Annotated in this window: 29 protein-coding genes; 13 read left to right on the forward strand and 16 right to left on the reverse strand. The window is 67.4% G+C overall.

Annotated features, from left to right (window positions below; all coding sequences use genetic code 11):
- The first annotated feature begins 36 nt into the window (after positions 1–36).
- Positions 37–804, forward strand: coding sequence for a polyphosphate kinase 2 (ppk2, locus tag LF63_RS11290; RefSeq protein WP_043101877.1), 768 nt, complete (start codon positions 37–39; stop codon positions 802–804).
- 7 nt (positions 805–811) lie between these two features.
- On the opposite strand, the gene LF63_RS11295 is transcribed toward ppk2, so the two are convergent.
- Genes LF63_RS11295 through LF63_RS11305 form a run of 3 tightly spaced genes read right to left on the reverse strand, consistent with a single transcriptional unit; the run spans position 812 to position 2,848 of the window.
- Complete coding sequence (locus LF63_RS11295) at positions 812–1,078, reverse strand: acylphosphatase (protein ID WP_043101878.1); 267 nt, start codon at positions 1,076–1,078, stop codon at positions 812–814.
- A 7-nt stretch (positions 1,079–1,085) separates the two neighbouring features.
- The gene (locus tag LF63_RS11300; protein ID WP_052394987.1) at positions 1,086–1,568 is read right to left on the reverse strand and encodes a TlpA family protein disulfide reductase; all 483 of its coding nucleotides are present in this window, start codon (positions 1,566–1,568) and stop codon (positions 1,086–1,088) included.
- The gene (locus tag LF63_RS11305; protein ID WP_043101881.1) at positions 1,565–2,848 is read right to left on the reverse strand and encodes a virulence factor BrkB family protein; all 1,284 of its coding nucleotides are present in this window, start codon (positions 2,846–2,848) and stop codon (positions 1,565–1,567) included. Before LF63_RS11305 ends, LF63_RS11300 begins: the two co-directional genes overlap by 4 nt.
- A 118-nt stretch (positions 2,849–2,966) precedes the next feature.
- Here LF63_RS11305 and wrbA point away from each other — a divergent pair, with 118 nt between their 5' ends.
- The 4 genes from wrbA (at position 2,967) to LF63_RS11325 (ending at position 6,214) form a co-directional block, all read left to right on the forward strand.
- A complete protein-coding gene (gene wrbA / locus LF63_RS11310; RefSeq protein WP_043101884.1) occupies positions 2,967–3,569 on the forward strand; it encodes an NAD(P)H:quinone oxidoreductase in 603 nt (200 codons plus the stop codon).
- Positions 3,566–3,934 (forward strand): DUF2069 domain-containing protein, encoded by a 369-nt coding sequence (locus LF63_RS11315; protein WP_235205314.1) that lies wholly within the window; start codon positions 3,566–3,568, stop codon positions 3,932–3,934. The genes wrbA and LF63_RS11315 overlap by 4 nt, the downstream gene beginning before the upstream one ends.
- A gap of 62 nt (positions 3,935–3,996) precedes the next feature.
- Positions 3,997–5,643 carry an acyl-CoA dehydrogenase family protein gene (locus LF63_RS11320; protein WP_043101886.1) on the forward strand — a complete coding sequence of 549 codons (1,647 nt, stop codon included), beginning with the start codon at positions 3,997–3,999 and terminating at the stop codon, positions 5,641–5,643.
- Positions 5,644–5,719: 76 nt separating this feature from the next.
- Positions 5,720–6,214 carry an asparaginase domain-containing protein gene (locus tag LF63_RS11325; protein ID WP_043101889.1) on the forward strand — a complete coding sequence of 165 codons (495 nt, stop codon included), beginning with the start codon at positions 5,720–5,722 and terminating at the stop codon, positions 6,212–6,214.
- A gap of 190 nt (positions 6,215–6,404) precedes the next feature.
- Here LF63_RS11325 and LF63_RS11330 read toward each other — a convergent pair whose 3' ends face one another.
- From LF63_RS11330 to sufT, 4 genes are all read right to left on the reverse strand, one after another.
- Positions 6,405–8,771 (reverse strand): protease pro-enzyme activation domain-containing protein, encoded by a 2,367-nt coding sequence (locus LF63_RS11330; protein WP_043101892.1) that lies wholly within the window; start codon positions 8,769–8,771, stop codon positions 6,405–6,407.
- Positions 8,772–9,285: 514 nt separating this feature from the next.
- Positions 9,286–11,463 carry a M4 family metallopeptidase gene (locus tag LF63_RS11335; RefSeq protein WP_338047255.1) on the reverse strand — a complete coding sequence of 726 codons (2,178 nt, stop codon included), beginning with the start codon at positions 11,461–11,463 and terminating at the stop codon, positions 9,286–9,288.
- 428 nt (positions 11,464–11,891) lie between these two features.
- Positions 11,892–12,317: a hypothetical protein gene (locus LF63_RS11340; protein WP_043101898.1), complete on the reverse strand. Its 426-nt coding sequence runs from the start codon at positions 12,315–12,317 to the stop codon at positions 11,892–11,894.
- Between the two features lie 77 nt (positions 12,318–12,394).
- Positions 12,395–12,952, reverse strand: a complete 558-nt coding sequence (gene sufT / locus LF63_RS11345; protein ID WP_043101902.1) for a putative Fe-S cluster assembly protein SufT — start codon at positions 12,950–12,952, stop codon at positions 12,395–12,397.
- A gap of 121 nt (positions 12,953–13,073) precedes the next feature.
- On the opposite strand from sufT, the gene LF63_RS11350 reads away from it, so the two are divergent.
- Entirely contained in the window at positions 13,074–13,541 is a 468-nt protein-coding gene (locus tag LF63_RS11350) for a hypothetical protein (protein WP_052394989.1), read from the forward strand.
- Here the strand turns inward: LF63_RS11350 and LF63_RS11355 are convergent.
- Both LF63_RS11355 and LF63_RS11360 read right to left on the reverse strand, forming a co-directional pair.
- A complete protein-coding gene (locus tag LF63_RS11355; protein WP_043101905.1) occupies positions 13,538–14,959 on the reverse strand; it encodes an NAD(P)(+) transhydrogenase (Re/Si-specific) subunit beta in 1,422 nt (473 codons plus the stop codon). The two genes, LF63_RS11350 and LF63_RS11355, sit on opposite strands and share 4 nt — an antisense overlap.
- Complete coding sequence (locus LF63_RS11360; protein ID WP_043101907.1) at positions 14,959–15,267, reverse strand: NAD(P) transhydrogenase subunit alpha part 2; 309 nt, start codon at positions 15,265–15,267, stop codon at positions 14,959–14,961. Before LF63_RS11360 ends, LF63_RS11355 begins: the two co-directional genes overlap by 1 nt.
- A gap of 229 nt (positions 15,268–15,496) precedes the next feature.
- On the opposite strand from LF63_RS11360, the gene LF63_RS11365 reads away from it, so the two are divergent.
- The 3 genes from LF63_RS11365 to LF63_RS11375 are packed head-to-tail and all read left to right on the forward strand — an operon-like array spanning position 15,497 to position 16,952.
- Positions 15,497–16,015 carry an RNA polymerase sigma factor gene (locus tag LF63_RS11365; protein WP_081945273.1) on the forward strand — a complete coding sequence of 173 codons (519 nt, stop codon included), beginning with the start codon at positions 15,497–15,499 and terminating at the stop codon, positions 16,013–16,015.
- Entirely contained in the window at positions 16,012–16,416 is a 405-nt protein-coding gene (locus LF63_RS11370) for a hypothetical protein (protein ID WP_043101910.1), read from the forward strand. Before LF63_RS11365 ends, LF63_RS11370 begins: the two co-directional genes overlap by 4 nt.
- Before the next feature lie 2 nt (positions 16,417–16,418).
- The gene (locus LF63_RS11375; RefSeq protein ID WP_043101912.1) at positions 16,419–16,952 is read left to right on the forward strand and encodes a DUF3106 domain-containing protein; all 534 of its coding nucleotides are present in this window, start codon (positions 16,419–16,421) and stop codon (positions 16,950–16,952) included.
- A gap of 13 nt (positions 16,953–16,965) precedes the next feature.
- Here LF63_RS11375 and LF63_RS11380 read toward each other — a convergent pair whose 3' ends face one another.
- The gene (locus LF63_RS11380; protein WP_043101915.1) at positions 16,966–18,069 is read right to left on the reverse strand and encodes an NAD(P) transhydrogenase subunit alpha; all 1,104 of its coding nucleotides are present in this window, start codon (positions 18,067–18,069) and stop codon (positions 16,966–16,968) included.
- A 119-nt stretch (positions 18,070–18,188) separates the two neighbouring features.
- Between LF63_RS11380 and cdd the strand changes: the two genes are divergently transcribed.
- The 4 genes from cdd to LF63_RS11400 are packed head-to-tail and all read left to right on the forward strand — an operon-like array spanning position 18,189 to position 20,639.
- Entirely contained in the window at positions 18,189–18,587 is a 399-nt protein-coding gene (gene cdd, locus LF63_RS11385) for a cytidine deaminase (RefSeq protein ID WP_425477045.1), read from the forward strand.
- Positions 18,588–18,610: 23 nt separating this feature from the next.
- Entirely contained in the window at positions 18,611–19,177 is a 567-nt protein-coding gene (locus LF63_RS11390; RefSeq protein WP_043101920.1) for a nitroreductase family protein, read from the forward strand.
- Positions 19,174–20,091, forward strand: coding sequence for a 5'-3' exonuclease (locus tag LF63_RS11395; RefSeq protein WP_425477046.1), 918 nt, complete (start codon positions 19,174–19,176; stop codon positions 20,089–20,091). The genes LF63_RS11390 and LF63_RS11395 overlap by 4 nt, the downstream gene beginning before the upstream one ends.
- Positions 20,088–20,639, forward strand: a complete 552-nt coding sequence (locus tag LF63_RS11400; protein WP_043101923.1) for an NUDIX hydrolase — start codon at positions 20,088–20,090, stop codon at positions 20,637–20,639. The genes LF63_RS11395 and LF63_RS11400 overlap by 4 nt, the downstream gene beginning before the upstream one ends.
- Positions 20,640–20,652: 13 nt before the next feature.
- Here the strand turns inward: LF63_RS11400 and LF63_RS11405 are convergent, their stop codons facing one another.
- From LF63_RS11405 to rsmD, 6 genes are all read right to left on the reverse strand, one after another.
- Complete coding sequence (locus LF63_RS11405; RefSeq protein WP_043101924.1) at positions 20,653–21,696, reverse strand: TMEM43 family protein; 1,044 nt, start codon at positions 21,694–21,696, stop codon at positions 20,653–20,655.
- 37 nt (positions 21,697–21,733) lie between these two features.
- Entirely contained in the window at positions 21,734–22,597 is an 864-nt protein-coding gene (locus LF63_RS11410; protein ID WP_052394991.1) for an MBL fold metallo-hydrolase, read from the reverse strand.
- Positions 22,598–22,652: 55 nt separating this feature from the next.
- Positions 22,653–22,910, reverse strand: a complete 258-nt coding sequence (locus LF63_RS11415) for a YfhL family 4Fe-4S dicluster ferredoxin (RefSeq protein WP_043101926.1) — start codon at positions 22,908–22,910, stop codon at positions 22,653–22,655.
- Positions 22,911–22,980: 70 nt separating this feature from the next.
- Positions 22,981–23,487 (reverse strand): LptM family lipoprotein, encoded by a 507-nt coding sequence (locus LF63_RS11420; RefSeq protein WP_043101930.1) that lies wholly within the window; start codon positions 23,485–23,487, stop codon positions 22,981–22,983.
- A gap of 50 nt (positions 23,488–23,537) precedes the next feature.
- The gene (gene coaD / locus LF63_RS11425; protein WP_043101932.1) at positions 23,538–24,050 is read right to left on the reverse strand and encodes a pantetheine-phosphate adenylyltransferase; all 513 of its coding nucleotides are present in this window, start codon (positions 24,048–24,050) and stop codon (positions 23,538–23,540) included.
- 79 nt (positions 24,051–24,129) lie between these two features.
- Positions 24,130–24,717 carry a 16S rRNA (guanine(966)-N(2))-methyltransferase RsmD gene (gene rsmD / locus LF63_RS11430; protein WP_043101936.1) on the reverse strand — a complete coding sequence of 196 codons (588 nt, stop codon included), beginning with the start codon at positions 24,715–24,717 and terminating at the stop codon, positions 24,130–24,132.
- Positions 24,718–24,760 lie beyond the last annotated feature (43 nt).

A 24,760-nucleotide genomic window follows, 5' to 3' on the forward strand; every position in this document is an offset into this window, starting at 1 on the left:
CTGCTACGCTGCGATCATCGCGACGGAGGCGGGCCGATGAAACGCAAGGACTACGAAGACGCGCTGGAAGGCCTGCAAGCCGAACTGGTCGGCGTCAGCCGCTGGCTGCGCGCCAGCGGAAAGCGTCTGCTGGTGATCCTCGAAGGCCGCGACGCGGCCGGCAAGGGCGGCACCATCCGCGCCATCACCGAGCATCTGGACACCCGCAGCTACCGCGTGGTCGCCCTGCCCAAGCCGAGCGACCGCGAAAGTACGCAGTGGTATTTCCAGCGCTACGTCACCCACCTGCCCGCGGCCGGCGAATTCGTGCTGTTCGACCGCAGCTGGTACAACCGCGCCGGCGTCGAACCGCTGATGGGCTTCTGCTCGCAGGCGCAGTACGCGCAATTTCTGGACGACTGCCCGATCTTCGAGCGCATGCTGGCCGACGACGGCATCCTGCTGCTGAAGTACTGGCTGGCCGTCGACCAGGCCGAACAGGAAACGCGCTTCGCCGAGCGCGCCGAAGATCCGCTGAAACGCTGGAAACTGTCGCCCATCGACGTCGCCGCGCGCGAAAAATACGCCGAGATCGGCCGCCTGCGCGACGTCATGCTGGAACGCACCCACGCGGCGCACGCGCCCTGGTTCGTGGTCGACTACAACGACCAGCGCCGCGGCCAACTGACGCTGATTCGCCACCTGCTCGACCGGCTGCCGGACACGTCGGTGCCGAGTCCGATCACGGAACTGCCCGCGCTGCGCGAAGCGCCGGAGCGCGAGCGGCTGGCCGATCCGTCGTTCTGGATCGGCGACCGCGACTGACTTCGCTTCAGCCGGTGCGAAAACCGGGCGCCACCGCCGCCGAGTACGGCATGCGTTCGACAGCGTCCACCTTGGCCGCGGGCGGCCCCTGTCGAAGCCAGCGCTCCAGTGCGTCGAGCGCATCGGCCGTACCGGATGCGACGACCTCGACGCGGCCGTCGGCCAGATTGATCGCCGAACCGTCCAGTGCCAGACGCAGCGCCTGCTCGCGGGTCGAGGCGCGGTAGAACACGCCCTGCACCCGTCCCGACACCAGAAAGCGCGCCGCGCTCATGACGAGCTCACTTCGCCGCGCCGACGACCTTTTCCAGGTCGGCGGGCGTGATCGGACCGACGAAGCGCTTGGCCACCGTGCCATCCGGCGCGATGACGTAGGTGGTCGGCAAGCCCAGCGGCGCGGCGAAGGCGGCCGGCGGGTTCGCGGGATCGACCTTGGCGATCGGATAGCTGACCGGATGCTTGGCCAGAAACGCCTTCAGTTCGGCCGGATCGGCATCCTGGTAGGCCAGACCGATGGCGACGACATCGGCATGACTGTCGACGAACTTCGACAGCGCCGGCATCTCGTGAATGCACGGACGGCACCAGGTCGCCCAGTAGTTCACGACGACCCACTTGCCGCGCTGCGCGGCCAGATCGAAGGATGTGCCGGCCAGCGTGGCGACCTTCAGCTCCGGCGTCTTCTTGGCGCCGTCAGCGTACGCGCCGGCCGTCAGACCGGCCAGCAACAGGCCGAGAAGCATCAACAGGGACAGACGTTTCATGGAGATTCCGCTCTTGCGTCCGCGCCGGAGCGACCGGCGTCGGCAGGGGGGAACACGAACAGCTCGGAAAGATGCACGCCGAGCTTGTCGCGCAGGGATTGGGTCAACGCGCTCAGGTGCTGGCGCAGCGGTTCGGGCAGACCCTGACAGAAGCGCTGCAGCAACGGCTCGTCGAGGGGCAGACGATAGCGCCCGGCCTCGTAGATTTCCATCAGGGTCGACGTGTCGAGGCTGCGCGTCATGACCCACTCGTCGTCCTCGGTGCGGCGGATCAGTCCCGCCTCGTGCAGGTCGCCGAGGTAGCGCTGCAGCAGGTCGTCGGACACGAAGCGCTCGCACACCTTCAGGCCGCTCTCGCCCAGCGCATGCCCATGCCGCTGTGCCACCACGAAGTGCTTGAGCAGGTGCATCAGACCGAGGAATTCCGCGCCTTCCGGCAGCCGTTCCTCGTGCGGACGGTAGTCGAAGGCCGCGATCGAGGCCGTGATCGACGCCCCCAGCAACACGATCACCCACGACAGGTAGATCCACACCAGGAAGATCGGCACCACCGCCAGCGCGCCGTAGATTTCGCGGTATGAAGGCACCCCGCGCACGTACGCGGCGAACGCCCACTTGGCGATCTCGAACAGCACCGCGGCCAACACCGCGCCGGCCAACGCGTAGCGGCGCTTGATCTTGCGGTTGGGAATCAACCAGTACATGCCGAACAGACCGGCGACGCTGACCAGGAACGGCAGCACGCCGAGCAGATGGCGCTTCAACTCCATGCCATCGCTGACGCGGCCGAGCAGCGGCACCGCGGCCAGATACGACGTCAGCGTCAGCCCCGCCACCACCAGCACCGGCCCCAGCGTCAGCGCTGCCCAGTACATCATGAAGCGCGACACCGTCGAGCGCTTGGTCTGCACCCGCCAGATGCGGTTGAAGCGCTCCTCGATGCTGGACATCATCATCAGCGCCGACAACAGCAGCACGAAGATGCCGATGCCGGTCAACTTGCTGGCGTTGCCGGCGAATTCGAGCACGTACTTCTGCACCGCGTCGCCCGCCGCCGGGACAAAGTTGCGGAAGAGGAAATTGGCCAGCACCTCGGTCCAGCCGTGGAACGTCGGCAGTGCGGTGAGGATGCTGATCACGGCCACCGTCAACGGCACCAGCGCGAACAGCGTGGTGTACGACAGCGCGCCCGCGGTCTCGAAGCACTTGTCGTCCCAGAACCGCTGCCAGACGAAGCGGGCGAAGGCGATACCGCGGTCGCGATCGAAACGCCGGAACATGCGGACTCCCCGGTGGAATATCATGGGCAGACTAGCGCATCGGGGATGAACGTCCTACACATGGCGAGCGTATCGCCGGGACCGCCGATGCCCGCCTCCCGAACATGCAGGAGAACCCATGGACCAGGACATTCTGGTGCTCTACTACAGCCGCAGCGGCGCCACCGCGCAGTTGGCGCGGCTGATCGCGCGCGGCATCGAGGAAGTGCCAGGCATGCATGCGCGACTGCGGCAGGTGCCGCCGGTCGCGCCGGTGACCGAGGTCGCGCAGCCGCCGGAGCCCGAGGACGGCGCGCCCTACGTCACGCGCGAGGACCTGGCCGAATGCGCGGCCCTGGCGATGGGCAGCCCGACCCGCTTCGGCAACATGGCCGCGCCGCTGAAGCATTTTCTCGACGGCACCGGCGCGGAATGGGCCTCCGGCACGCTGGCCGGCAAGCCCGCCGCGGTGTTCACCTCCACCGGCACCATGCACGGCGGCCAGGAATCGACCCTGCTGTCGATGATGCTGCCGCTGCTGCACCACGGCATGCTGCTGGTCGGCATTCCGTATACCGAGGCCGCGCTCAACACCACGCGCACCGGCGGTTCGCCCTACGGCGCCAGCCACCTGGCCGGCGCGCAGCACGAACTTTCCGTCAGCGAACACGAACGCGACCTGGCGCGCGCCCTGGGCAAACGCCTAGCCGATGTCGCGCGCCGTCTGGGAGCTCCGGCATGAGCGCCGACGCGCTCACCCTCAGTCCACGCCAGCGCCGTGCGCGCATGACCGGTTATCTCGGCTGGATCGGGCTGATCGTGCTGCAACCGGTCTGGCATGCCTGGCTGGCCCCCGATCCGCACGAGCCGCTGAGCGCGGTGCTGATCCTGGCCCTGCTGCCGCTGTTGCTGCCGCTGCTGGCGATCCGCCGTCCGGCGCGCGCGCTGCTGTGGGCGGGCATCGTGGCGCTGTTCTATTTCTCCCACGGCGTGGCCGAAGCCTGGTCGCTGCCGAACGAACGCGTGCTGGCTTCGGTCCAGATCGCATTGAGCCTGCTGCTGATCTTCGCGCTCGGCGCCGGCGTGCAGCGCCGCAAGCGGACCTGACGCCAGCGGCTGCGCCCTCGCGGCGTCTATAATCGCAGTCTCCATCGCTTGCGCCGACCGTCATGGAATTCCTGCAGGACGCCCCACGACTGCCGCATCCGTTCCACCAGGATCGCCTGCTGCAGGCCCTGATCGAACGACGCGTGCCCGCCGAGCGCCGTGCCGCGCTCGTGGCCGATCTGACCGCGCTGGGCGATTACGCCTGCATGGCCTACGCGCGACGGCTCGACAGCACGCCCGGCGAACCGGTGCTGACACAGTGGGGGCCGTGGGGCGAACGCATCGACCGCATCGAACTGACGCCGGCGTGGCGCGAGGGTCCCGTGCAGACCACGCGCCATGCCGTGCTGGCCGCCGGGCACGACCCCGAAGCCGGCCCGCACGGACGGCTGGAACAGTTCATGCGCGTGTACCTCTACCACCTGGCCAGCGAGTTCTACACCTGCCCGCTGGCCATGACCGACGGCGCCGCCACGGCAATCAAGGCGTCCGGCAACGAACGCCTCGCCGCGCGCGCCCTGCCGCATTTCCTCAGCCGCGACGCCGATGCGTTCTGGCTGTCCGGACAGTGGATGACCGAGACCGCCGGCGGCTCCGACGTGGGCCGCACCGGCACCGTCGCGCGACGCGACGACGACGGTCAGTGGCGCCTGTACGGACGCAAGTGGTTCACCTCGGCCGTGGTCGGCGAAGCCGCGCTGGCGCTGGCCCGACCCGAAGGCGCCGACCAGGGCACCGACGCGCTGGCGCTGTTCTACGTCGAGACCAAGCACGCCGACGGCCGCTGGCGCGAGCTGCGCATCGACCGCCTGAAGGACAAGCTCGGCACGCGCGAACTGCCCACCGCCGAAATCCATCTCGAAGGCCTACCCGCCGAACCGGTGGGCGCGCTCGACCACGGCGTGCGCCTGATCGCGCCGATGCTCAACGTGACGCGGACCTGGAACGCGGTCTGCGCCACCGCCACGATGGCGCGCTGCCTGGCGTTGGCGAACGACTACGCACGACGTCGCCAGGCCTTCGGCCGCCCGCTGATCGAACAGCCGCTGCACGCCCGCACGCTGGCCGACATGCAGGCCGAGTTCGAGGCCGCCTTCGCGCTGACCTTCCATGTGGCCGAACTGCTCGGCCAGGTCGAGGCCAGCGCGGCTTCGCCGGGCCAGGCGAAGCTGCTGCGCCTGCTGACGCCGCTGGCGAAACTGTGGACCGGCAAACTGTCGGTGGCCATCGCCTCGGAGACGCTGGAATGCTTCGGCGGCGCCGGCTATATCGAGGACACCGGCCTGCCGCAGTTGCTGCGCGACGCGCAGGTCTATGCGATCTGGGAAGGCACTACCAACGTGCTCTCGCTGGACACGCTGCGCGCGCTTGCATCCACCGGACTGGAGCCGCTGACGCAGGCCATCGAGGACTGGCTGGGCCATGACGACGCCCAGACCGAGGCCCGAAACACGGTGCGCGACGCGCTTGCTCGCGCCATGGACTTCATCGCCCGGCATGACGGCGACCCGACAAGACTGCAGGCCGGCGCACGCGGACTGGCGATCACGCTTGCCCGTGCGGCGGCGGCGGCGCTGCTCGCGGCCAGCGCGCGCGACGCGCGGACACGCGACGACGCGCGTCCGGCCGCCGCGCTGCGCGGCTTCCTCGCTCACGGCATCGACCGGCTGGTCGACGACGATCTCGATCCCCACGCGCTGCTCGACTGAGACTGCGCAAACGCGGACTTCACGACCCGCGCCCAGACATTCGCCATCACGACACGCCCGACTTCAGGACTTCCCCATGCAGCATCTGACCATCGTCACCACCGGCGGCACCATCGACAAGATCTACTTCGACGCCAAGTCCGACTACCAGATCGGCGCGCCGCAGATCGGCGACATCCTCGGCCAGCTCGGCGTCGGCTTCCGCTTCGACGTGGTGTCGATCCTGCGCAAGGACAGCCTGGACATGAGCGACGACGACCGCCAGCTGATCCGCCGCACCATCGAAGCGCAGCCGCACCGGCATGTGCTGGTGACCCACGGCACCGATTCCATGGTCGATACCGCACGCATGCTGCAGGGCATCGAGGGCAAGACCATCGTCCTCACCGGCGCGTTGAACCCGGCCCGTTTCCAGGGCTCGGACGCGGTCTTCAACATCGGCTGCGCGGTCGGCGCGGTGCAGACGCTGGGCGACGGCGTATGGATCGCCATGAACGGCCGCGTGTGGGACCCGATGCGCGTGCGCAAGAACCGCGACGCCAACCGCTTCGAGGAAATCCCGAGCGCCTGAAGCGCCAGTTCCTCGCGCCACAGGCAAAAAAATGCCCGGCTGCAAGGCCGGGCAACAAGCGTCCTCCATGACGCGAACATCCGTGTAGCAGGTCTGGGGGGAGACCCGGCGTCCTTGCCGATGCCCACGCTTCCGCGCAGGCACTGCGGATGACCGGGCCGGCGGCGATGTGCCGGCCCGGGTGTAGCGCTTACTGAACAGTCAGGGTGATGTCGTCCAGCACGAACGAGGTCTGCAGCGAGTAGTCCTCGGTACCGGTGAACTTGATCACCACGGTCTGGCCGGCGTATGCGGACAGGTCCGACGTGTGCGCGGCGTAACCGCTGTTGGCGTTCAGATTCGAGTAGGTCTTCAGCGTCTTCAGCAGCGAGCCGGACGTGTTGTAGACCTGCACCTTCAGCTTGTCGTACGCCGAGGACGACGTGGTCTCGGCCGTGTCGATGTGCAGGTAGTACTTCAGCGTCGCCGAGCTGTAGCCGCTCGGGATGGTCACGGTCTGCGACACCGTGTCGGTGTGCGAGGAGCCGTAGCCGTCCAGCCACGCGAACCAGGATCCGGCATGCGCGGACTGGCCCGAGCAGGTGCTGTTGCTGCACAGCACGCCGGAGCTCAGCGACCACGGCGAGGCCGAACCGCTCTCGAAGCCGGTGTTGCCCAGCAGCTGGCTGGAACCGCCACCGCCGCCGCTCGACACCGTGACCGAAGCGGTCTTGGTATCCGTCGCGCCGCCGTTATCCGTCACCGTCAGGGTCACCGTGTAGGTGCCGGCGGCGGCGTAGGTGTGGCTCGGGTTGGTCGCGGTCGAGGTCGAGCCGTCGCCGAAGTTCCAGGAACGCGAGGCGATCGAGCCGTCGCTGTCGCTGGACGCATCGGTGAAGCTGACGGTCAGGCCGCTGACCGAATCGCTGAAGTTCGCGGTCGGCGGGTTGTTGCCGCCACCGCCGCCACCGATGTCGCCGATGGCGTTGGACAGGATCAGGCTGCCGCGGCCGCTGGCCAGGTCATAGCCGGTGCTGGCCGTGGAGCCGCCGTTGTTGCCCGACGTGATGTCGTGGAAGTCCGACGCCGGCAGCTGGTACAGCAGCGGACCGGCAAAGCCGACGCTGGTGCCCTTGGTGGCGATGACGCGAGCCCACAGACCCGAGAAGATCGGGGCGGAAAGGCTGGTGCCGCCGACCTGGGTGGTGCTGCCGTTGACGATGATCTTGGCGCCCGAGTTCGGATCGCCGTCGAAGGCCACGTCGGCCACGCCGCGATGGCTGCCGCTGTACAGCGTCTGCCAGCTCGGCTTCGGCTCGAAGGTGCTCTCGCTGCCGCCGCTGCCGCTCCACACGGTCTCGCTGTTCCAGGTGGTGCTGGACGCATTCAGCGTGGTGCCCGCCACCGCGATGACGTACTGCGAAGCCGCCGGCCAGCTCGGCGTGGTGCCGCCGTTGCCGCACTCGTCCGCGCCGGAGTCGCCGGTGGAGATCGAGAAGGTCTGGCCCTGGGCCACGGCCTGCTGGAACGCCTGGTCCTGCGCCGCCGCCGAACCGTCGCCCTGCGCCGAGGTCTCGCACTCGCCCAGCGACACGTTGATGATCTTGGCCGCGTTGGCGCTGACCACGGTATTGATGTCCGCGGTCAAGTTGGTGTTGGACAGGGTCGGAATGTTGTAGAAGATCAGCTTGCCGATCTGACCGCCGGCCGCGCCGACGACGTCCTGGCTGTCCAGGTTCCATTCGTCGACACCGCTGGTGTCGCTGCTGGTGCCGTTGGTGTTGACCGTCTGCGTGGTCACCGTCGGCAGACCGTTGTTCGACGTGAAGGTGTTCAGGTCGGTCTTGGTCTGGGTCAGGCTGCCCTGGGTGATGATGCCGACCGTCACGCCCGCGCCGGTGGCGACGCCGGTGCCGCCGTAGATGGCGGAGAAGTCAGTCGGGTTGTGGCCGGTCACAGCCTGCGTGCTGGCGCCGCTCATCACATGCGCGAAGGTGTGCGGACGATACACGTCCTGCAGACCGATCACCGACAGCACCGAGCTGCTCAGCGAAGCCGGGATGTGCACGTCGGACGCATTGGCGAACGCCACGCGACCGCTCTTGGTGCGCACGCGCTGCAGCGAGGTATGGAAGGCGGACTGCACGACGCTGGCCGGCGCGTCACCCGAGACCAGCATGTTGTTGCCGGCGATGGTGACGTTCTGGAAACCGTAGCGACGCAGGTAGTTCGCGACCTTCTGCGCCTGCGCGCTGGTCGGGCCGTAGCTCTGCATGAACTGCGCCTTCGACAGGTGCGTCTGCGCCAGCGGCGACAGATGCTCGTGCGCGGCGGCAATGAAGTTCATCAGGTCCTGGTGGTTGCGCAGCTTGAGCGCCACCGAGATGTGCATCAGCTGCGATGCATCGACGCTGCCCAGCGCGGCCTGCTTCGCATTCAGATGCATGGCATGGCCGATGACCGGCGACTGCGCGGTGGCCATGTCCGAGGCCTGCCCGCTGGCGGCCATCGCGGTACCCGCGGCAGCCAGACCGACGGCGGCGGCCAGCATCTTCAAACGTGGAAAACTGCTTCGCATTATGGTTTCTCCTCCGTATATGAGGCACAAGCTCGCCCGTAGCGGCCCTTGCGTGCCCCTGTGCTCATGAGCCCAATCGCTCTCGTCTTATCTACCCATCGATCTTCCGCACGCCCGTTTCATCGCTGTCCCCCAGCCTCCATGACTGACACGATGGACGAGTGCTTCGCTGTACACGTTCGCTTGGCGGAATGCTTTGCCAAATCCCTTGGCTTTGTTTTTCTCGTGCTTATCCTCAGAGTGAGGATTATGTGCATAGAAAAATATGCGCTAATTCGCATTTTTAACCATGCATAAAATTGCACGACGTACGTATATCCGGATTACCACTTTAGTTATATAGCAAGGCCCGATAATCCGGTACACGAATTCGGCAAAGAGTGCCCGGATGCAGAAACGCCCGGCCATATCGCATGGCCGGGCGTTTAAACACGAAGCGCGTCCTGCGCCTCATGGCGGACCGGGTCCGCATTTGGATCGAGCAAAACCCGCACGTCCCTGTGCGGGCGAAGCCTCAGAACTGCAGGCTCCAGTCATCGATGTAGCCGGTGTCGCCGGAGTAGACATCGTCGACCTTCAGACGCCACTGACCGTTCGGGTTCAAGCTGGACGTGTTGACCGTGTAGGTCTGATCGACGTTGTCGGCGCCGTCCGAACCGCTGGGGCTCTTGAGCACGACACTGGATCCGCTCGGCGAGTACAGCGTGATGCGCAGGTCGCCACGGTAGGTGTGGACGATCTTCACATGCACCTGCAGGTCGCTCGGGCCCGGGTTGGCTTCACCGCTGACGGTGATGTAGCTGCTGGCCGTGCTCTGGTCCGGGATGTTGACGTTGGTCGGGTTGTCATAGAACCCGCCACCGCCGCCACCGCCGCTCGGTGCGGTCCAGGTCGCCTTCAGCGACACGTTCGAGTAGCTGCTGTAGCCGTACAGCTTCACGTAGTACGTGCTGGTCGACGGCGAGGCGAAGCTGCAGCTCTCGCTGTTGCCGTTCTTATACGGACGGCAGGTGTAGCTGCTCAGCGTCGGCTCCGAACCCAGACGGACATACATGTCGGCATCGCCGCTGCCGCCGGAGGTGGAGATGACCAGATTGCTCGAACCGGACGGCACCTGCACGGTGTACGTCGGGCTCCACGCGCCCTGGCTGCCGGACAGCGTGACCGGGGTGCCGTTCTGCAGCGAACCGCCAGTACCGCCACCGCCGCCGCCACCGCCGCTCGGGCAGCTCACGCCGACGGCGTTGAAGGCGCTGACCACGTCGCTGGTGCTGTAACCCAGATCGTCCGAGGCGCTCTCGACGCCGCAGGCGCCGCTGTTGAACGTCGCGGTCGAGGTCCAGTACAGCGCGTTGGCGCGCTCGAACACCTCGAAGGCCTTCTTGGTGTTCCAGCCGGAGGTCTTGGCCAGGGTGCAGAACGCCTTGTTGTAGACGCCGCTGGAGTAATGCACGTTCAGACCGCTGTAGTAGTCCGCCGCGTTGTCGATCGACGAACCGTCCTGGGTCGGGTTGCACATGTAGCGCAGCGCGGTGCCGTTCTTGATGATCTCGGCGCCCACCAGCCAGTCGTTGCTGCCGCGGTCGTAGTACTCGGCCGCTTCGCCTGCCATGTCCGAGAAGGCCTCGTTCATGCCGCCGGACTGGCCCGAATACTGCAGGTTCGAGTGCTGCTCGGTGAAGCCGTGGCTGATTTCGTGACTGGTCACGTCCAGCGAGGTCAACGGATAAAACGTGCTGGCGCCGTCGCCGAAGTTCATCGCCGAGCCGTCCCAGTACGCGTTCTCGTAGTTGTTGCCCAGATGCACCTTCATGACCAGCGTGAAGTTCAGCGGCGGCGCGCCGAACCAATTGTTGTACATGTCGTGCACGACCTGACCGAAGTGATGCGCATCGTTGGTCGGCGAGTAGGCGCCGTTGATGCTGTCGCCGGTGTGCGTGTAGCACGGGAAACTGACCAGCGTGCCCGAACCGGACATCGCATGGTTCATGTTGTAGGTCTTCACATCGGCGTTCGACAGCGAGCAGGTGCTGCCGGACGCGGTGACGACCAGCGCCGGATAGTCGGTGCCGTACTGGTACTGACCGGTCTTCTGGTTGCCGCCCGGGCCGTAGCCATCGGCGGTGGTCAGGCCTTCCCACTGCTTGACGATCTCGCCGGTGTTGGCGTCGATGATCGCGGTCGGACGGGTCGGCTGGTCGCCGCCGGCGAAGTACGAAGTCAGATAGACCAGGCGCGCCTGGCCCTGGCCTTCGGGGTAGACATACAGATCCGCCTTGGCGTTGTGGATCGACTGACCCGGCGCCATAAACGGATTGTGATGACCGCGCAGCACCTCGACTGCACGATCCGTGGTCAGCGACGGACGCATGGCCGAAGCGCTGAGATTGAGGGTGTCCGCGACCGGACCGTTGGCCATCAGGGCCTGCCCGTGCGCGTTCTGTTCCACCGCGATGCTGCGTCCGTACACGGGCACGCCGTTGTACATCTGCTGCATGCGGACGGTGGTGGTGTTGTGACGCGTCGGACGGCTATTGCGCGCCTTGAACGACATGCCGTTGCCGAGACCGAGCGTGTTGGCGATCTGGCTGGACGGCGTGACGCCGAGCGTCCGTGCGTGCAGATGTTCCGTGGTCGCGGCATGGGCCGTCGAAAACGCGGCCAGCCCCATGGCTGCGACCAGGATATTCAAGCGAAAACTACCAGGCATTGGGTACAACCTCCTCCAAGGTGCCCGACGCTGCCATGCGTCCTCGTGACGGCATGGCCATCAGGCGTGAGTGAACCGCGATTGCCGCGGCTGATTGCCTTGCAGCTCCGAAACGTTCAAATACATAACGCGCCCTCCCCCTGCATCCCGAGAGAGCGTTATTGAACGTGAATTACGGCGACGACGATGTCCCCCAAGACATCGTTTCGGAGCACCGCACTTCGTCTCCCCACGAAATGCGGCATGCACAACCTAGAGCAGTCGGGAAAATGCCGTCAAGCGAACGCTAGGAGTTTTTCCAAATTCATATTCAGGAGTGATTAATAATTCACGAATCACGTATGAAAAGGCCCGCGTTTTAAACGCGCCCGGCGATTATTTTCCGAATATGTGCATTACCGGAAAGGATGTCAGCCTGGATGAGCGCCGAGTGTGTGAATCGCACGCGGACGCAAGGCGAAGCCGATCAGCGCAATCAGCAGGAACAGGGGCGCGCCCCAGTACATCGGCGCGAGTACGCCGCGCACCACCCCGCGCGATTCGTTATCGAGTACGTAGAGTGCGCGCTCGGGATGTTCACGGATCGAGGCGAAGGCGTCGCCCCACGCGGCAGCGGCGAGACGTCGCGACGACGCGCGCATGAACGGCGTCCAACGCAGGGCATGGCGCCCGGCGACCAGATAGGTATGCATCAACGGCGATTCGAGGCGCGCCTGCCTGGATATCGCGACGCCCACGACGGGCTCTTCCAGCAGCCCCGCATGAGCGTAGACATCGACCAGCAGCATCGTGACGCCGAGCATCGCGGCCCAACCGTACCAGCGGATCTTCTTCATGCGGCTCTCCGGACACCGTCCGCACGCGCCATGCGCCGGACTGAACGCCTGCGCTCGCCACCGAACCGGCCGCCGATTCAGAGCATGCCGGTCTCGAGCTTGGCGGCGTCCGACATCATGGACTGATTCCACGGCGGATCAAACACCATGTCCACGTCGGCCTCGGACACCGTGGGAATCAACTCCAGCTTGGTGCGCACATCGTCGACCAGGATGTCGCCCATGCCGCAGCCGGGCGCGGTCAGCGTCATCTTCACGTAGACCGTGCGCGAACCGTCCTCGGCCGGTTCCAGGCTGACGTCGTAGACCAGCCCGAGCTCGACGATGTTGACCGGAATCTCCGGATCGAAGCAGGTACGCAGCTGCGACCAGACCAGCTTTTCCACGTCCTCGTCGCTGGCGTCGTCGGCCAGTTCGATCGGCGCCGGCGGTTCCTTGCCCAGCGCATCGGCGTTCTGCCCGGCGATGCGGAACAGATTGCCTTCCACGTAGACCGTGAAGCTGCCGCCCAGCGCCTGGGTGATGTAGCCGATCTGCCCCGCTGGCAGCACCACGGCTTCGCCTACGGGCACCATCACCGCATCGCAATCGCGCTGCAGAGTGAAGGGTTCGCTGCTGAGACTGAAACCGGACATGGCATGGAGACTTGGATGGGATCGGCCATTATGACATGCGGCCGCTCCGTCCCCACACCAAGGGCCTCCTGCGGATGGGCGCGCAGGCGCTATCATGCGCCCTCGAACAAGGAGGAATCCCATGGGCCGATCCATGCCCGAGAACACCCATTCCACATCGCTGCTGACGCTGCTGTTCTCCACCTTCAGCGCCGCCATGATCGCGCTGGCCGCCGGCGCGCTGTGGCTGCTGCTGGACCTGTTCGCCCCGCAACTGCAGGCCACGGTGTGGCTGGCGCTGCCGCTGGGGCTGCTGCTGGGTCACGTCATGCGCCACTGGGTGATCGATGCGTCCTGGCCCGCCGCCGTGCTGGCCGTGTTGGCGACACTGGTGGCCTGCGGCTACATGCGCTTCCTGTTGGCCGCCGCCGACCTCGCCGGCACCTTCGGCATGACCTACATGCAGTCGCTGCACCGCGCCGGTAGCGGCATGCTGGCGCATCTGGCCTGGATCTCGCTGAGTCCCGGCGCGATCGCGGTCTATCTCGTTGCCGCCGCGCTGGCCGGCTTCCTGGCGTGGCGCGGCTCCCTCCGCGGCAAAACCGCCTAGGCGTCCAGACTCTTCAACTCGCTGACCAACTGCGCGGCCATGGCCTGACCGTCGCCGAACAGCATGCGCGTGTTGTCGGCGTAGAACAGCGCGTTCTCGATGCCGGCAAAACCCTTGCCGCGACCGCGCTTGATGACGATGGCCTGCTTCGCCGCCACCACGTCCAGCACCGGCATGCCGTAGATCGGCGAGGCCGGATCGGTCTTCGCCACCGGATTGACCACGTCGTTGGCGCCGATCACCAGCACCACGTCGGTGTTGGGGAATTCCGGGTTCACGTCTTCCATGTCCACGATCAGGTCGTAGGGCACGCCGGCCTCGGCCAGCAGCACGTTCATGTGCCCCGGCATGCGACCGGCCACCGGATGGATGGCGAAGCGCACCTTCACGCCGCGCTCGATCAACTGATGCGCGAACTCCCAGATCTTGTGCTGCGCCTGAGCCACCGCCATGCCGTAGCCCGGCACGATCACCACGCGCTCGGCGTAGGCCATCATCACGGCCGCGTCCGGCGCCTCGATCTCCTTCTGCGCACCGTCGATCGCCTGCGCCTCGCCAGCGGCCGCGCCGAAGCTGCCGAACAGCACGTTGCCCAGCGAGCGGTTCATGGCCTTGGCCATCAACTGCGTCAGCAGCGTGCCGGCCGCGCCGACCACGGTGCCGGCGATGATCATCGCCTCGTTCTGCAGCACGAAACCCTCGAAGGCCACGGCCAGACCGGTCAGCGCGTTGTACAGCGAGATCACAACCGGCATGTCGGCGCCGCCGATCGGCAGCGTCATCAACAGGCCGAACGCCAGTGCCGCGAGCAGGAAACCGGCGATCACCGCCATCGCCGGCGGCGCGAAAATCAGCACGCCGCCGAGCACGACCGCCAGCAGCAGGATCAGCACATTGAAGACCTGCTGGCCCGGAAACACGAAGCGCCGGTCCATCCAGCCCTGCAGCTTGGCGAAGGCGATCAGCGAACCGGAGAACGACACCGCGCCGATCAGCACGCCCAGCACCGCCAGCACCAGTGCCGCGGGCGCCATCGCGTCGACGCCGCCCATGGCAGCGACACGCGCCGCGCCGACCAGCTCGAACACGCCGATGGCCGCCGCCGCGCCACCGCCCATGCCGTTGTACAGCGCCACCATCTGCGGCATGTCGGTCATGGCCACGCGCTTGCCGGACCACCAGGCCAGCCCGCCGGCCACGGCGATGCCGAGCACGATCAGGCCGAGATGATGCATCCCCGGCAACAGCAGCGTCGCCAGCACCGCCAGCAGCATGCCGACGCCCGCCCACACCACGCCGCCGCGCGCCGTGCGCGGCGAACTCATGCGCTTGAGTCCGAGGATGAACAGCAGCGCCGCGATCAGATAGCAGGCGCGGATCGCCTCCGGCAGCCAGCGCGTCAGGACATCGGCATGCATCAGCCCTTCTCCCCGTTCGCGCCGCCCGGCCGGCTGGACTTGAACATCTCCAGCATGCGCTCGGTGACCACGTAGCCGCCGACCGCGTTGCCCGCCGCCAGCACCACCGCGATGAAGCCGATGGCGATATCCAGCGGTCCGTCGGCATGGCCCAGCGCCACCATCGCGCCGACCAGCACGATGCCGTGAACGAAGTTGGAACCGGACATCAGCGGCGTGTGCAGAATCACCGGCACACGCGCGATGATCTCGTAGCCGGTGAATGCCGCCAGCATGAAGATGTACAGTGCTACAAACCCGTCGATCATCGGTGCCCCCGGAGCGTGGATGCGGATCGGACTGCCGGCCCATCATACGGGAAGCCGCGCGCCGGGCCAGCCCGCCGGGTGCGATGCCGGTCAACCCCGATGCCACCTCATGCGTTAACGGATACGAGACGTGAACACGGATCCAAAACATGAAGCCGAGGAGCTCGTGGACGTGAACGCAACGGCCTCGCTGACTGCCGACGAGCGCGCACCGTCGACGCCGGTATCGATGGACGCCTTCCTGGCGCAGATCGAACGCCGCGCGTGGCGCATGGCCAAGCTTGCCCTGGGCGACCCCGAGGAAGCCCACGATGCGGTGCAGGACGCGATGCTGCGGCTGGTGCGCAGCTACCGCAACAAGCCGGCCGACGAATGGACGCCGCTGTTCTGGGGCATCCTGCGCCGGCGCATCACCGATCTGCAGCGTCGCCGCAAGGTGCGCTCGATCATGGTGAACTGGTTCAGCGGCGGCCGCGACGACCAGGGCGAGGACATGCCGGTCTGGGAGCCGCCGGATCACGGACCGGGACCGCAACGCCAGCTCGCCGACCAGCAGGCCTGGGAAGCGGTCAGCGAAGCGGTACAGCAACTGCCGCAACGCCAGCGCGAAGCGTTCATGCTGCGCACGCTGGAACAACTGAGCGTGGCCGAGACCGCCGCGGCCATGGGTTGCTCGGAGGGCAGCGTGAAGACGCATCTGTCGCGCGCCCTGCACAGCCTGAGAGATCAACTGGAGGACTGGCAATGAGTCCGCAAACCGAACATGAATTCCAGGACCGCCTGCGTGCGTTGTACCGGCGCACCGGCGACGAAGTCGACACGGCCACCGCCGCGCGTCTGCGCGCAGCGCGCCGCACGGCGCTGGAAGCAGCCGAGCGTCCGCAGCTGGGGCGCTGGCTGGTACCGGCCGGCGCCCTCACCGCCTGCCTGCTCGCGGTCGTGATGATCTGGCCGTCCGCGCCGCATCCCGCGCGCCACGCCACCACATCGACCACCGCGATCAGCACCGCCACCAACGACACCGACGCCAGCGACAGCCTGCCGCCCGATCCCGACAGCACCGACCCGGCGCTGTACGAGGACATGGACTTCTACGCCTGGCTGGCCCAGCAATCGACCACGACTTCGCACACCGCTCGCGGAGGCTGACCATGCTGCGCACGAACTGGTTGTTCACCGCCCTGCTGCTGATCGGCTTCTCGCCGGTGCTGGCCGCGCATGAACCGCCCATGCCGCCACCGCCGCCGCATCGCATGGACGCCCGCGATCCCGGCCCGCCGGTGCCGTGGGACCGGCTCGACCCCGGTACCCGGCAGATACTGGCGCCGCTGCGGCCGCGCTGGGATCGCATGTCGCCGCAGCACCAGCAGCGCATGCTGCACCGCGCCGAACGCTGGAAGACCCTGCCGCCGGAACGGCGCGAACGCATCCGCGAGCGCATCGCGCGCTGGGAACAGATGACACCCGAGCAGCGCCGCGAAGCGCGCGCCAACCATCGCCGCTACGAGCACATGTCGCCGCAGGAACGGCGGGCGCTGCATCATGCCTACGAGCGCTTCCAGTCGATGTCGCCCGAACAGCGCGAGGCGCTGCGGCGCGAATGGAAGCGCATGACGCCCGAACAGCGTCGGCGCTGGATGCAGGATCATCCGCCACCGCCGCCTCCGCCGCCGGATCAACGCTGACGGCGGCGCGCGTTCAGGCCGCGCCGAAACGCACTTCGCCGTCGTGCGCCACGCAGCTGCGCGCGACCAGCTCGTCGTCGAAATCGAGGTGCAGACCGTCCTCGCCCACCAGCAGCGACGAGAAGTGCTGCAGGTTGCGCGCGAACATCTGCGACGCGTGAAAGGCCGCGCCGGAGGCCAGGTTCAATGGCCCGATGATCGTGCGGCCGCCGTGGTCGACCTGCTCGCCGGGTTGGGTCAGTTCGCAGTTGCCTCCGCTCTCCGCGGCCAGGTCCACCACCAGCGCGCCCGGCTTCATGCCCTCGACCATCGCCCGCGTCAGGATGCGCGGCGCCGGACGCCCCGGCACCGCCGCCGTGGTCACGACCACGTCGATGGCGGTCAGGTGCTCGGCCAGCGCTTGCTGCTGCGCGGCGCGTTCGTCGGCGGACAACTCGCGCGCGTAGCCGCCCTCGCCGGCCGCATCGACGCCCAGCTCGAGGAACTTCGCGCCCAGCGACTGCACCTGCTCGCGGGTCTCGCTGCGCACGTCGTAACCTTCCACCTGCGCGCCCAGCCGGCGCGCCGTGGCGATGGCCTGCAATCCGGCCACGCCGGCGCCGATGACCAACACCCGCGACGGCCGGATGGTGCCGGCCGCGGTGGTCAGCATGGGAAAGAACTTCGGGCTGTGCGTGGCGGCGATCAGCATGGCCCGATACCCGGCCACGGCCGCCTGCGAGCTGAGAATGTCCATCGCCTGCGCGCGCGTCGTGCGCGGCAGCAGCTCCAGCGCGAATGCGGTGATGCCCCCGGCCGCCAGTTGCCGCAACGCCTCGGCATGACGGTGCGGCTGCAGCTGGCCGATCAGCACGCTGCCCTTGCGCAAGTCGCCCAGACGCCCAGCCTCCGGCATCTGCAGGCACCACAGCAGGTCGGCGCGCGACGCGACGGTCGCCGCGTCCTCGAACGTCACGCCCTCGTAGGCCTCGTCGGGAAATCCCGCCGCCGCGCCCGAGCCGCGTTCGAGCATCACCTCGACGCCGCTGGCGTGCAGCTTCTTCGCCACTTCAGGAACGATGGCCACGCGCCGCTCGCCGGCAGCGGTCTCGCGCAGGGCCGCAACTGTGACAGTCATCCCTCGCCTCCCGTACGGTGTCCGCGCATCGTACACGATGCCGGGACGCGTACACGCAGGCGCAGACCATTGTCGATACACTGGAAAGCCAAGACGCATCGAACAGGGGCCGAATGACCATGACTCCGGACCAACTCATGCAGCAGGCGCTTCAGGCACGCAAACAGGCCTATGCGCCGTACTCGAATTTCCTCGTCGGCGCCGCCGTGCTGACACATGACGGGCGGGTCTTCCTCGGCTGCAACGTCGAGAACGCGTCCTACGGCCTGTGCAACTGCGCCGAGCGCACCGCCCTGTTCAGCGCCATCGCGGCCGGCTGCAAGCGCGGCGACTTCGCGCACATCGCCGTCATCAGCGACACCGACGCGCCGGTCAGCCCGTGCGGCGCATGCCGCCAGGTGATGGCCGAACTGGTGGCCGACGACATCCCGGTCACGCTCGCCAATCTGCAGGGGCTGCAGCGACAGACGACCGTCGGCGCGCTGCTCCCCGATGCCTTCCGCCTCGACGACGATTGACCCGAATCCACGGAATCCGCTCCATGTCCGATCCCCTCGCCACACTCCTGAACCGCTGCTCGGTGCCCTCGCGCCAGCTCGAAGCGCCCGCACCCGATGCCGACGAACGGCAGCGCCTGTTCGCGGCAGCCATCCGCGTGCCCGACCACGGCAAACTGGAACCGTGGCGGCTGATCGTCCTCGAAGGCGACGCCAAGCTGGAGTTCGGCCAGCGCCTGGCCCGGCGCGCCGTGGAGCGGGACCCGGACCTGCCCCCGGCCAAGCAAGAAAAGGAGAATCTTCGCTACACCTTCGCGCCGCTGGTGGTGGCGGTGATCGCGCGCATCGAGGCCGGCCGCATCCCCGAGCAGGAGCAACTGCTGTCCGCCGGATGCGTCGCCTACAACCTGCTGCTCGGCGCGCAGGCGCTGGGCTACGGCGCGCAATGGCTGACCGGCTGGGCCGCCTACGACGACGCCGTCGCGGACATCCTCGGCCTGGGCGAAGGCGAGTGCGTGGTGGGCTTCGTGCACATCGGCACACCGAAGCTGGACGTGCCGATGCGCGACCGCCCGGCGCTGGACGACATCGTCAGCGACTGGACGCCGTGAACGTCTCCGCAACCCCGAACGCGGCGCCGGCCTATCTGGTCGACGGCAGCCTGTATGTGTTCCGCGCCTGGCACTCGATGCCGGACGAATTCACCGACCGCGACGGACACCCGGTCAACGCCGTGCACGGTTACACCCGATTCCTGTGCGAACTGATCGAACGGGTGCGGCCGCTGCATCTCATGGTCGCCTTCGACGCCGCGCTGACCACCTCGTTCCGCAACAACCTCTATCCGCCGTACAAGGCCAACCGCGAGCTGCCGCCGCCGGATCTGGAGCGCCAGTTCGAGCTATGCCGCGCGGTGACCGAGGCGATGGGCGTGACCACGCTCGCGCACCACACCTACGAAGCCGACGACCTGATCGGCTCGATGCTGTGGACGCTGCGCGCGCAGGGCATCGACAGCGTGATCGTCTCGGCCGACAAGGACTTCGGGCAACTGCTCGGCGAACGCGACGCGCAGTGGGATTTCGCGCGCAACCGTCGCTGGGGGCCGGACGGCGTGATGGAGAAGCTCGGCGTGCAGCCGCACCAGGTCGCCGACTACCTGGCGCTGACCGGCGACGCCGTCGACAACATCCCCGGCGTGCCCGGCGTCGGCGCCAAGACGGCCGCCGCGCTGCTGTCGCACTTCGGCGACCTGGAGAGCCTGCTGGAACGCGTCGACGAAGTGCCCTACCTGCGTCTGCGCGGCGCCGCGGCCTGCGCCGGCCGGCTGCGCGAGCATGCCGAATCCGCGCGTCTGTTCGCGCGCATCACGCGCATCGCGCTGGACGCACCGGTGCCCGAACGCGCCGACGACCTGCACCGCAAGCCGCGCGACGCCACGCGCCTGGACGAGCTCTGCGACCAGTTGCGCTTCGGCCCGCTCACACGCTCGCGCCTGAAGGCGCTGGACGGAGAACACGCATGACCCGAACCGACGACGACCCGCAGACCCGGACGCTGTACCGGGGTCGCTGGCTGACCCTGCGTCAGCGCGGGCGCTGGGAATTCGTCGAGCGCAACAACCCCGGCGGCGCGACGATCATCATCGCCGTCACCGACGAGGACAAGGTGCTGTTCGTCGAGCAGTATCGCGAGCCGATCCAGCAGAAAACCATCGAGATGCCCGCCGGGCTGATCGGCGACCTGGAGGAACACGGCGACGAGGACGCCTGTCTGGCCGCGCAGCGCGAGCTGGAAGAAGAGACCGGCTATGCCTGCGAACGCGTGAGTGTCATCCACACCGGCCCCTCCTCGGCCGGCATGAGCACCGAAATGATGGTCTTCGTGCGCGCCACCGGACTGCGCCGCACCGGACCGGGCGGCGGCGACGAGAGCGAACAGATCGTGGTTCACGAAGTGCCGCGACAGGACGCCGGCGCCTGGCTGCTGCGCATGAGCCGCGAAGGCTATTCCATCGATCCCAAGCTGTTCGCCGGGCTGTGGTTCCTGGAGCACGCCGAAGCGTTCGGCTGAAGACCTCAGCGCGCTAAGACGCCCCGTTGCGCTCGTACATGCGCCAGGCCGTCACCGCGAGCGCCAGCACGGCCACGCCGAGCAGAATGCCGCCGAGATCGGCGCGCCGGGTGATCCACATGACCCCGCCGAGACCGCAGATCAGCGCAATGCCCACGCCCAGGGCCGCGACCGGTCCGGCGCGGCGCGCCGACGAAGCGGCGACACCCCGCAGCAACGCGTAGGCGCCGAACACTGCCAGCACCAGCGACAGCACGCGCCAGAGCCACGGCAGCCAGGGGCGCGGCGGAAGATCCGGCTGCATGTCCAGCACGTCGTGCTGCCCCACCTGCAGCTCGAAACCCGGACCGTCCTCGACACCCTCGGCCGGCACCAGCGTGCCGTCGCGATTGCGCGCGATCAGCGTGATCTCCTGCAGCGGCGCCGCGCGCCAACTCACGCGCAGATCGCCGAGCTGCGGCGAGGACGGATCCTCGCTGGTCATCAGCGTTCCCTTCACCACGCGGAAGCTGGCCGCCATGTTCGGCTGCAGCGTACTGAAGTCGGGCGTCACGTGGGTCCGTCCCGGCATCGCGGACACGATCGCGGGGCTGAGCTTGAAGCCGTCCAGCTGCATGTCCCCGGCCAGATATCGACCACCGCCGAACGGCAGAGCCGAAGGATTGCGATGTCGCGCCCGCTGCTTGAAGATGCTGGAGTCGACCGGGTGATCGACCCACTGCAGCTCGTAGCTGACGCTGCCGCCGTAGTCGATCTCGCGCCACTGGAACATCTCGGTGACGCGCCACAGGATCGGCACGTTGGCGCGGATGCCGAACTGCGGATCGACGGCCGGTTTGGTCACGCTTGGAGTGCCGGTCACGCGCACCATGTCGCCGTCGTTGCCCTTGGTGGGTCCTTTGCGGGTGGCTTCGACCACCACGCCACCGTGCCGCGCGGCCGCCGCACGGTAGGTCATCACGTTGCTTTCGTTGCTGGCGAGCATGGCCATCGCAATCAGCAGCAGCAGACTGCCGCCGAGCAGTTTCCACGTTGCCGGCCGTCGGTCCTGCGTCATCGACGTCCCATCCCGTCCGGAGCCGCCGGACCTTCGATCACCATACCTCGCCGACCAGACGCTCGCACGCGTCCTCGCAGGCGTAGCGGCCGCGCTCATCGCGCGTCACGCTCGCCATGGCGCAGGCATGGTCGTGGGTGAAAAACAGCCGTACGCCGCGCGCATGCATGTCTTCGAGAAAGGCACGCTTCTCGTCGATCACGCATTCCGGGTAGCGGTCGTAGCCCATCGTGATCGGCACGTGCACCCAGTGCCGACCCGGAATCAGATCGGCGCAGAACACCAGGCCGCCGTTGTCGGCGACGACCTCGGCCAGCATCAGGCCCGGCGTGTGACCTTGCGAGACATGGAAGCGCACGGCCTTGCCCAGCCGCCGGGAGTACTCGCCATCGACGAGTTCCAGGCGACCGCTGCTCTCGAGCAGTTCCGGCAGCTCGGGAATGAACGAGGCGCGGTCGCGCGGATGCGGATGCCGCGCGCGCTGCCAGTGCTCGGCGCCCACCAGATACGTCGCATTCGGGAACAGCAGACGCGGCGGCTGCCCTTCCTGCCAGCGGTCGAGCAGGCCGCCGGCATGATCGAAATGCAGATGCGACAGCACGACCGCATCGACGTCCTCGTGACGGACGCCCGCCTCCTGCAGCGACTGCAACAGCACGTGCTCGGACTCGACCACACCGTAGCGCTCACGCAGCTTGGACTCGAAGAACGCGCCGATGCCGGTCTCGAACAGCACCGTCAGACCGTCGAGGTCCTTGACCAGCAGGCAGCGGCAGGCCAGCGGAATGCGGTTCTGGTCGTCCGCCTCGATCCAGCGCGTCCACAGCGCCTTGGGCGCGTTGCCGAACATCGCGCCGCCATCGAGTTTCTGGGAATTGCCTTCGATCGACCAGAGCTGCATCGGGAACCTCGCGGGAAAGGCGCGCAGACGGCCGTCCGCCGCATGCGGAGCGGGACTACTCGCCGGATGTGCGCATCAGCGCTTGATACTTGAGCTGCAACTGGTCGGTCGTCTCGACGTGGTCGGGGTCCTTGGGGATGCACTCGACCGGACAGACCTCGACGCACTGCGGCTCGTCGAAATGACCCACGCACTCGGTGCACAGGTCGGGGTTGATCTGGTAGTACTCCTCGCCCAGCGAGATCGCGTTGTTCGGACAGACCGGCTCGCACACGTCGCAGTTGATGCAGGTGTCGAGAATCTTCAGGGCCATGGGATCGGGTCGGAGGAGAGACCGCCGAACCCGCGGTGCATCGGAGCAGCCGCGGGTTCGGGGCGAGTCATTACATCTTCGCGAAACGGAAGATCGCGCCGGTCGGCTTGATGACGTCGGCCACGCGCTGCTCGTCGGCCTGATCGCCGATGAACACCACGATTACCTTGTCCAGCGAACCCGGCTTGGAGCCCTGGAACGCGGAGATCATCAGATCCGCCGTCTTCGACGAGTCCGGGCCGGCGAAGGCCATCAGGTTGCCCGGCAGCACGCCGCGAGCCAGCGAGTCGCTGACGTTGTCCAGCTGACGCTGACGCTCGGCGGTGTCGTTGTCGTCGTCGCCCGGCGCAATGTAGTACACGTACGGACGATCGCCCGTCATGCCCTTCATGTTGTCGCCGCTCTGCAGCACCTGCACCAGGTAGGCCTGCCAGGCTGCCTTGTTGCTCATGTCGCTCGGACGGGTCAGCTTGGCCGCCTGCTGGGTCTGCTGCCCCTCATCGCCCTTCTTGCCGCAGGCCGTCAGAGCAAAAGCACCGGCCAGGGCCAGCATCGCGATGATTGCGAGTTTGCGCATTAGTCGTCACCTTGGTTGTCGAACACGATGGGCAAGCATAGCGCGACTGTTCAGCCGACGGTATGCCAGTGCGCCCGCATGGCCTTCTGCACCGAAGGGTGCACGAAGCCGCTGACATCGCCGCCCAGGCGCGCGATTTCGCGCACCAGCGACGAGGAAATGAAGCTGTACTGCTCGGCCGGCGTCAGGAACAGGGTCTCGGCCTGCGGAATCAGATGGCGGTTCATGCTCGCCAGCTGGAATTCGTACTCGAAATCGGACACCGCGCGCAGACCGCGCAGGATCACGCCGGCGCCGATCTCCTTGACGAAATGCGCCAGCAGCGTGTCGAAACCCCGCACTTCGACGTTGGGCAGATCCGCCAGCGCCTCGCGCGCCAGGCCGATGCGCTCTTCGAGGTCGAAACTCGGCCCCTTGCTGTGACTGTCGGCCACGGCCACCACCACGCGGTCGAACAGCGGCGCGGCGCGCGCGACCAGGTCGGCATGTCCGTTGGTGATCGGATCGAAGGTGCCCGGATAGACGGCCACGCGGGCCGCAGCGGGATCGGTCTTGGAGGTCATCGAAACACCTTGCGGCCTGCTGCCGCGATGGCGAAAAGTCGTCGACGCCGCCATGCGGACGGGCGTCGGAAGGCTCTTTTCAGTTTAACGGATCGCCCTCGGCGCGGCGATAAAGTGCATGCCGGACCTGCCCCGCCCGACGCTCGCGATGCAGCTGCCAGGAGGACGGCAAGACCGGTACGCGCTCGGCTGGCGACTCGACGTGGATGATCGCGCCGGCGGCCAGCCAGCCGCCGGCGTCCAGGCGCGCGGCCACGTCGCTCCAGGCATCGTCGGCGAAAGGCGGATCGAGAAACACCACGTCGAACGGGCGCGCCTCGCCGGCAAGATAGGTCAGCGCATCGGCGCGATGCACGGTGCCGCCGGTCTGCTGCAGCCGTTCCAGATTCGCGCGCAGGGCACTCGCCGCCGCCACATCGCGCTCGACGAAGGTCGTCTGCGCCGCGCCGCGGGAAAGCGCTTCCATGCCGAGCGCGCCCGTGCCCGCGAACAGGTCCAGGCAGCGCGCGCCGGCGATCGTCGGCTGCAGCCAGTTGAACAGGGTTTCGCGCACTCGCGAGGGCGTCGGTCGCAGTCCCGGCAGGTCGGCGACCCGCAGCAGCGAGCCGCGCAGCGAACCGCCGAGAATGCGCACCTGTCCTGTCGAACCGCCTGTCTTGCGCTTCATGCGACGCTCCGACGCATCCGGTTTCCGCCGTCGCGCTCAGCTG

This window comes from Oleiagrimonas soli, from assembly GCF_000761445.1.
GTDB classification, from domain to species: domain Bacteria; phylum Pseudomonadota; class Gammaproteobacteria; order Xanthomonadales; family Rhodanobacteraceae; genus Oleiagrimonas; species Oleiagrimonas soli.

Coding starts and splice junctions, on each gene's coding strand:
- ppk2 (WP_043101877.1), top strand. CDS start 37: ATGAAACGCAAGGACTACGAAGACGCGCTGGAAGGCCTGCAAGCCGAA.
- LF63_RS11295 (WP_043101878.1), bottom strand. CDS start 1,078: ATGAGCGCGGCGCGCTTTCTGGTGTCGGGACGGGTGCAGGGCGTGTTC.
- LF63_RS11300 (WP_052394987.1), bottom strand. CDS start 1,568: ATGAAACGTCTGTCCCTGTTGATGCTTCTCGGCCTGTTGCTGGCCGGT.
- LF63_RS11305 (WP_043101881.1), bottom strand. CDS start 2,848: ATGTTCCGGCGTTTCGATCGCGACCGCGGTATCGCCTTCGCCCGCTTC.
- wrbA (WP_043101884.1), top strand. CDS start 2,967: ATGGACCAGGACATTCTGGTGCTCTACTACAGCCGCAGCGGCGCCACC.
- LF63_RS11315 (WP_235205314.1), top strand. CDS start 3,566: ATGAGCGCCGACGCGCTCACCCTCAGTCCACGCCAGCGCCGTGCGCGC.
- LF63_RS11320 (WP_043101886.1), top strand. CDS start 3,997: ATGGAATTCCTGCAGGACGCCCCACGACTGCCGCATCCGTTCCACCAG.
- LF63_RS11325 (WP_043101889.1), top strand. CDS start 5,720: ATGCAGCATCTGACCATCGTCACCACCGGCGGCACCATCGACAAGATC.
- LF63_RS11330 (WP_043101892.1), bottom strand. CDS start 8,771: ATGCGAAGCAGTTTTCCACGTTTGAAGATGCTGGCCGCCGCCGTCGGT.
- LF63_RS11340 (WP_043101898.1), bottom strand. CDS start 12,317: ATGAAGAAGATCCGCTGGTACGGTTGGGCCGCGATGCTCGGCGTCACG.
- sufT (WP_043101902.1), bottom strand. CDS start 12,952: ATGTCCGGTTTCAGTCTCAGCAGCGAACCCTTCACTCTGCAGCGCGAT.
- LF63_RS11350 (WP_052394989.1), top strand. CDS start 13,074: ATGGGCCGATCCATGCCCGAGAACACCCATTCCACATCGCTGCTGACG.
- LF63_RS11355 (WP_043101905.1), bottom strand. CDS start 14,959: ATGCATGCCGATGTCCTGACGCGCTGGCTGCCGGAGGCGATCCGCGCC.
- LF63_RS11360 (WP_043101907.1), bottom strand. CDS start 15,267: ATGATCGACGGGTTTGTAGCACTGTACATCTTCATGCTGGCGGCATTC.
- LF63_RS11365 (WP_081945273.1), top strand. CDS start 15,497: ATGGACGCCTTCCTGGCGCAGATCGAACGCCGCGCGTGGCGCATGGCC.
- LF63_RS11370 (WP_043101910.1), top strand. CDS start 16,012: ATGAGTCCGCAAACCGAACATGAATTCCAGGACCGCCTGCGTGCGTTG.
- LF63_RS11375 (WP_043101912.1), top strand. CDS start 16,419: ATGCTGCGCACGAACTGGTTGTTCACCGCCCTGCTGCTGATCGGCTTC.
- LF63_RS11380 (WP_043101915.1), bottom strand. CDS start 18,069: ATGACTGTCACAGTTGCGGCCCTGCGCGAGACCGCTGCCGGCGAGCGG.
- cdd (WP_425477045.1), top strand. CDS start 18,189: ATGACTCCGGACCAACTCATGCAGCAGGCGCTTCAGGCACGCAAACAG.
- LF63_RS11390 (WP_043101920.1), top strand. CDS start 18,611: ATGTCCGATCCCCTCGCCACACTCCTGAACCGCTGCTCGGTGCCCTCG.
- LF63_RS11400 (WP_043101923.1), top strand. CDS start 20,088: ATGACCCGAACCGACGACGACCCGCAGACCCGGACGCTGTACCGGGGT.
- LF63_RS11405 (WP_043101924.1), bottom strand. CDS start 21,696: ATGACGCAGGACCGACGGCCGGCAACGTGGAAACTGCTCGGCGGCAGT.
- LF63_RS11410 (WP_052394991.1), bottom strand. CDS start 22,597: ATGCAGCTCTGGTCGATCGAAGGCAATTCCCAGAAACTCGATGGCGGC.
- LF63_RS11415 (WP_043101926.1), bottom strand. CDS start 22,910: ATGGCCCTGAAGATTCTCGACACCTGCATCAACTGCGACGTGTGCGAG.
- LF63_RS11420 (WP_043101930.1), bottom strand. CDS start 23,487: ATGCGCAAACTCGCAATCATCGCGATGCTGGCCCTGGCCGGTGCTTTT.
- coaD (WP_043101932.1), bottom strand. CDS start 24,050: ATGACCTCCAAGACCGATCCCGCTGCGGCCCGCGTGGCCGTCTATCCG.
- rsmD (WP_043101936.1), bottom strand. CDS start 24,717: ATGAAGCGCAAGACAGGCGGTTCGACAGGACAGGTGCGCATTCTCGGC.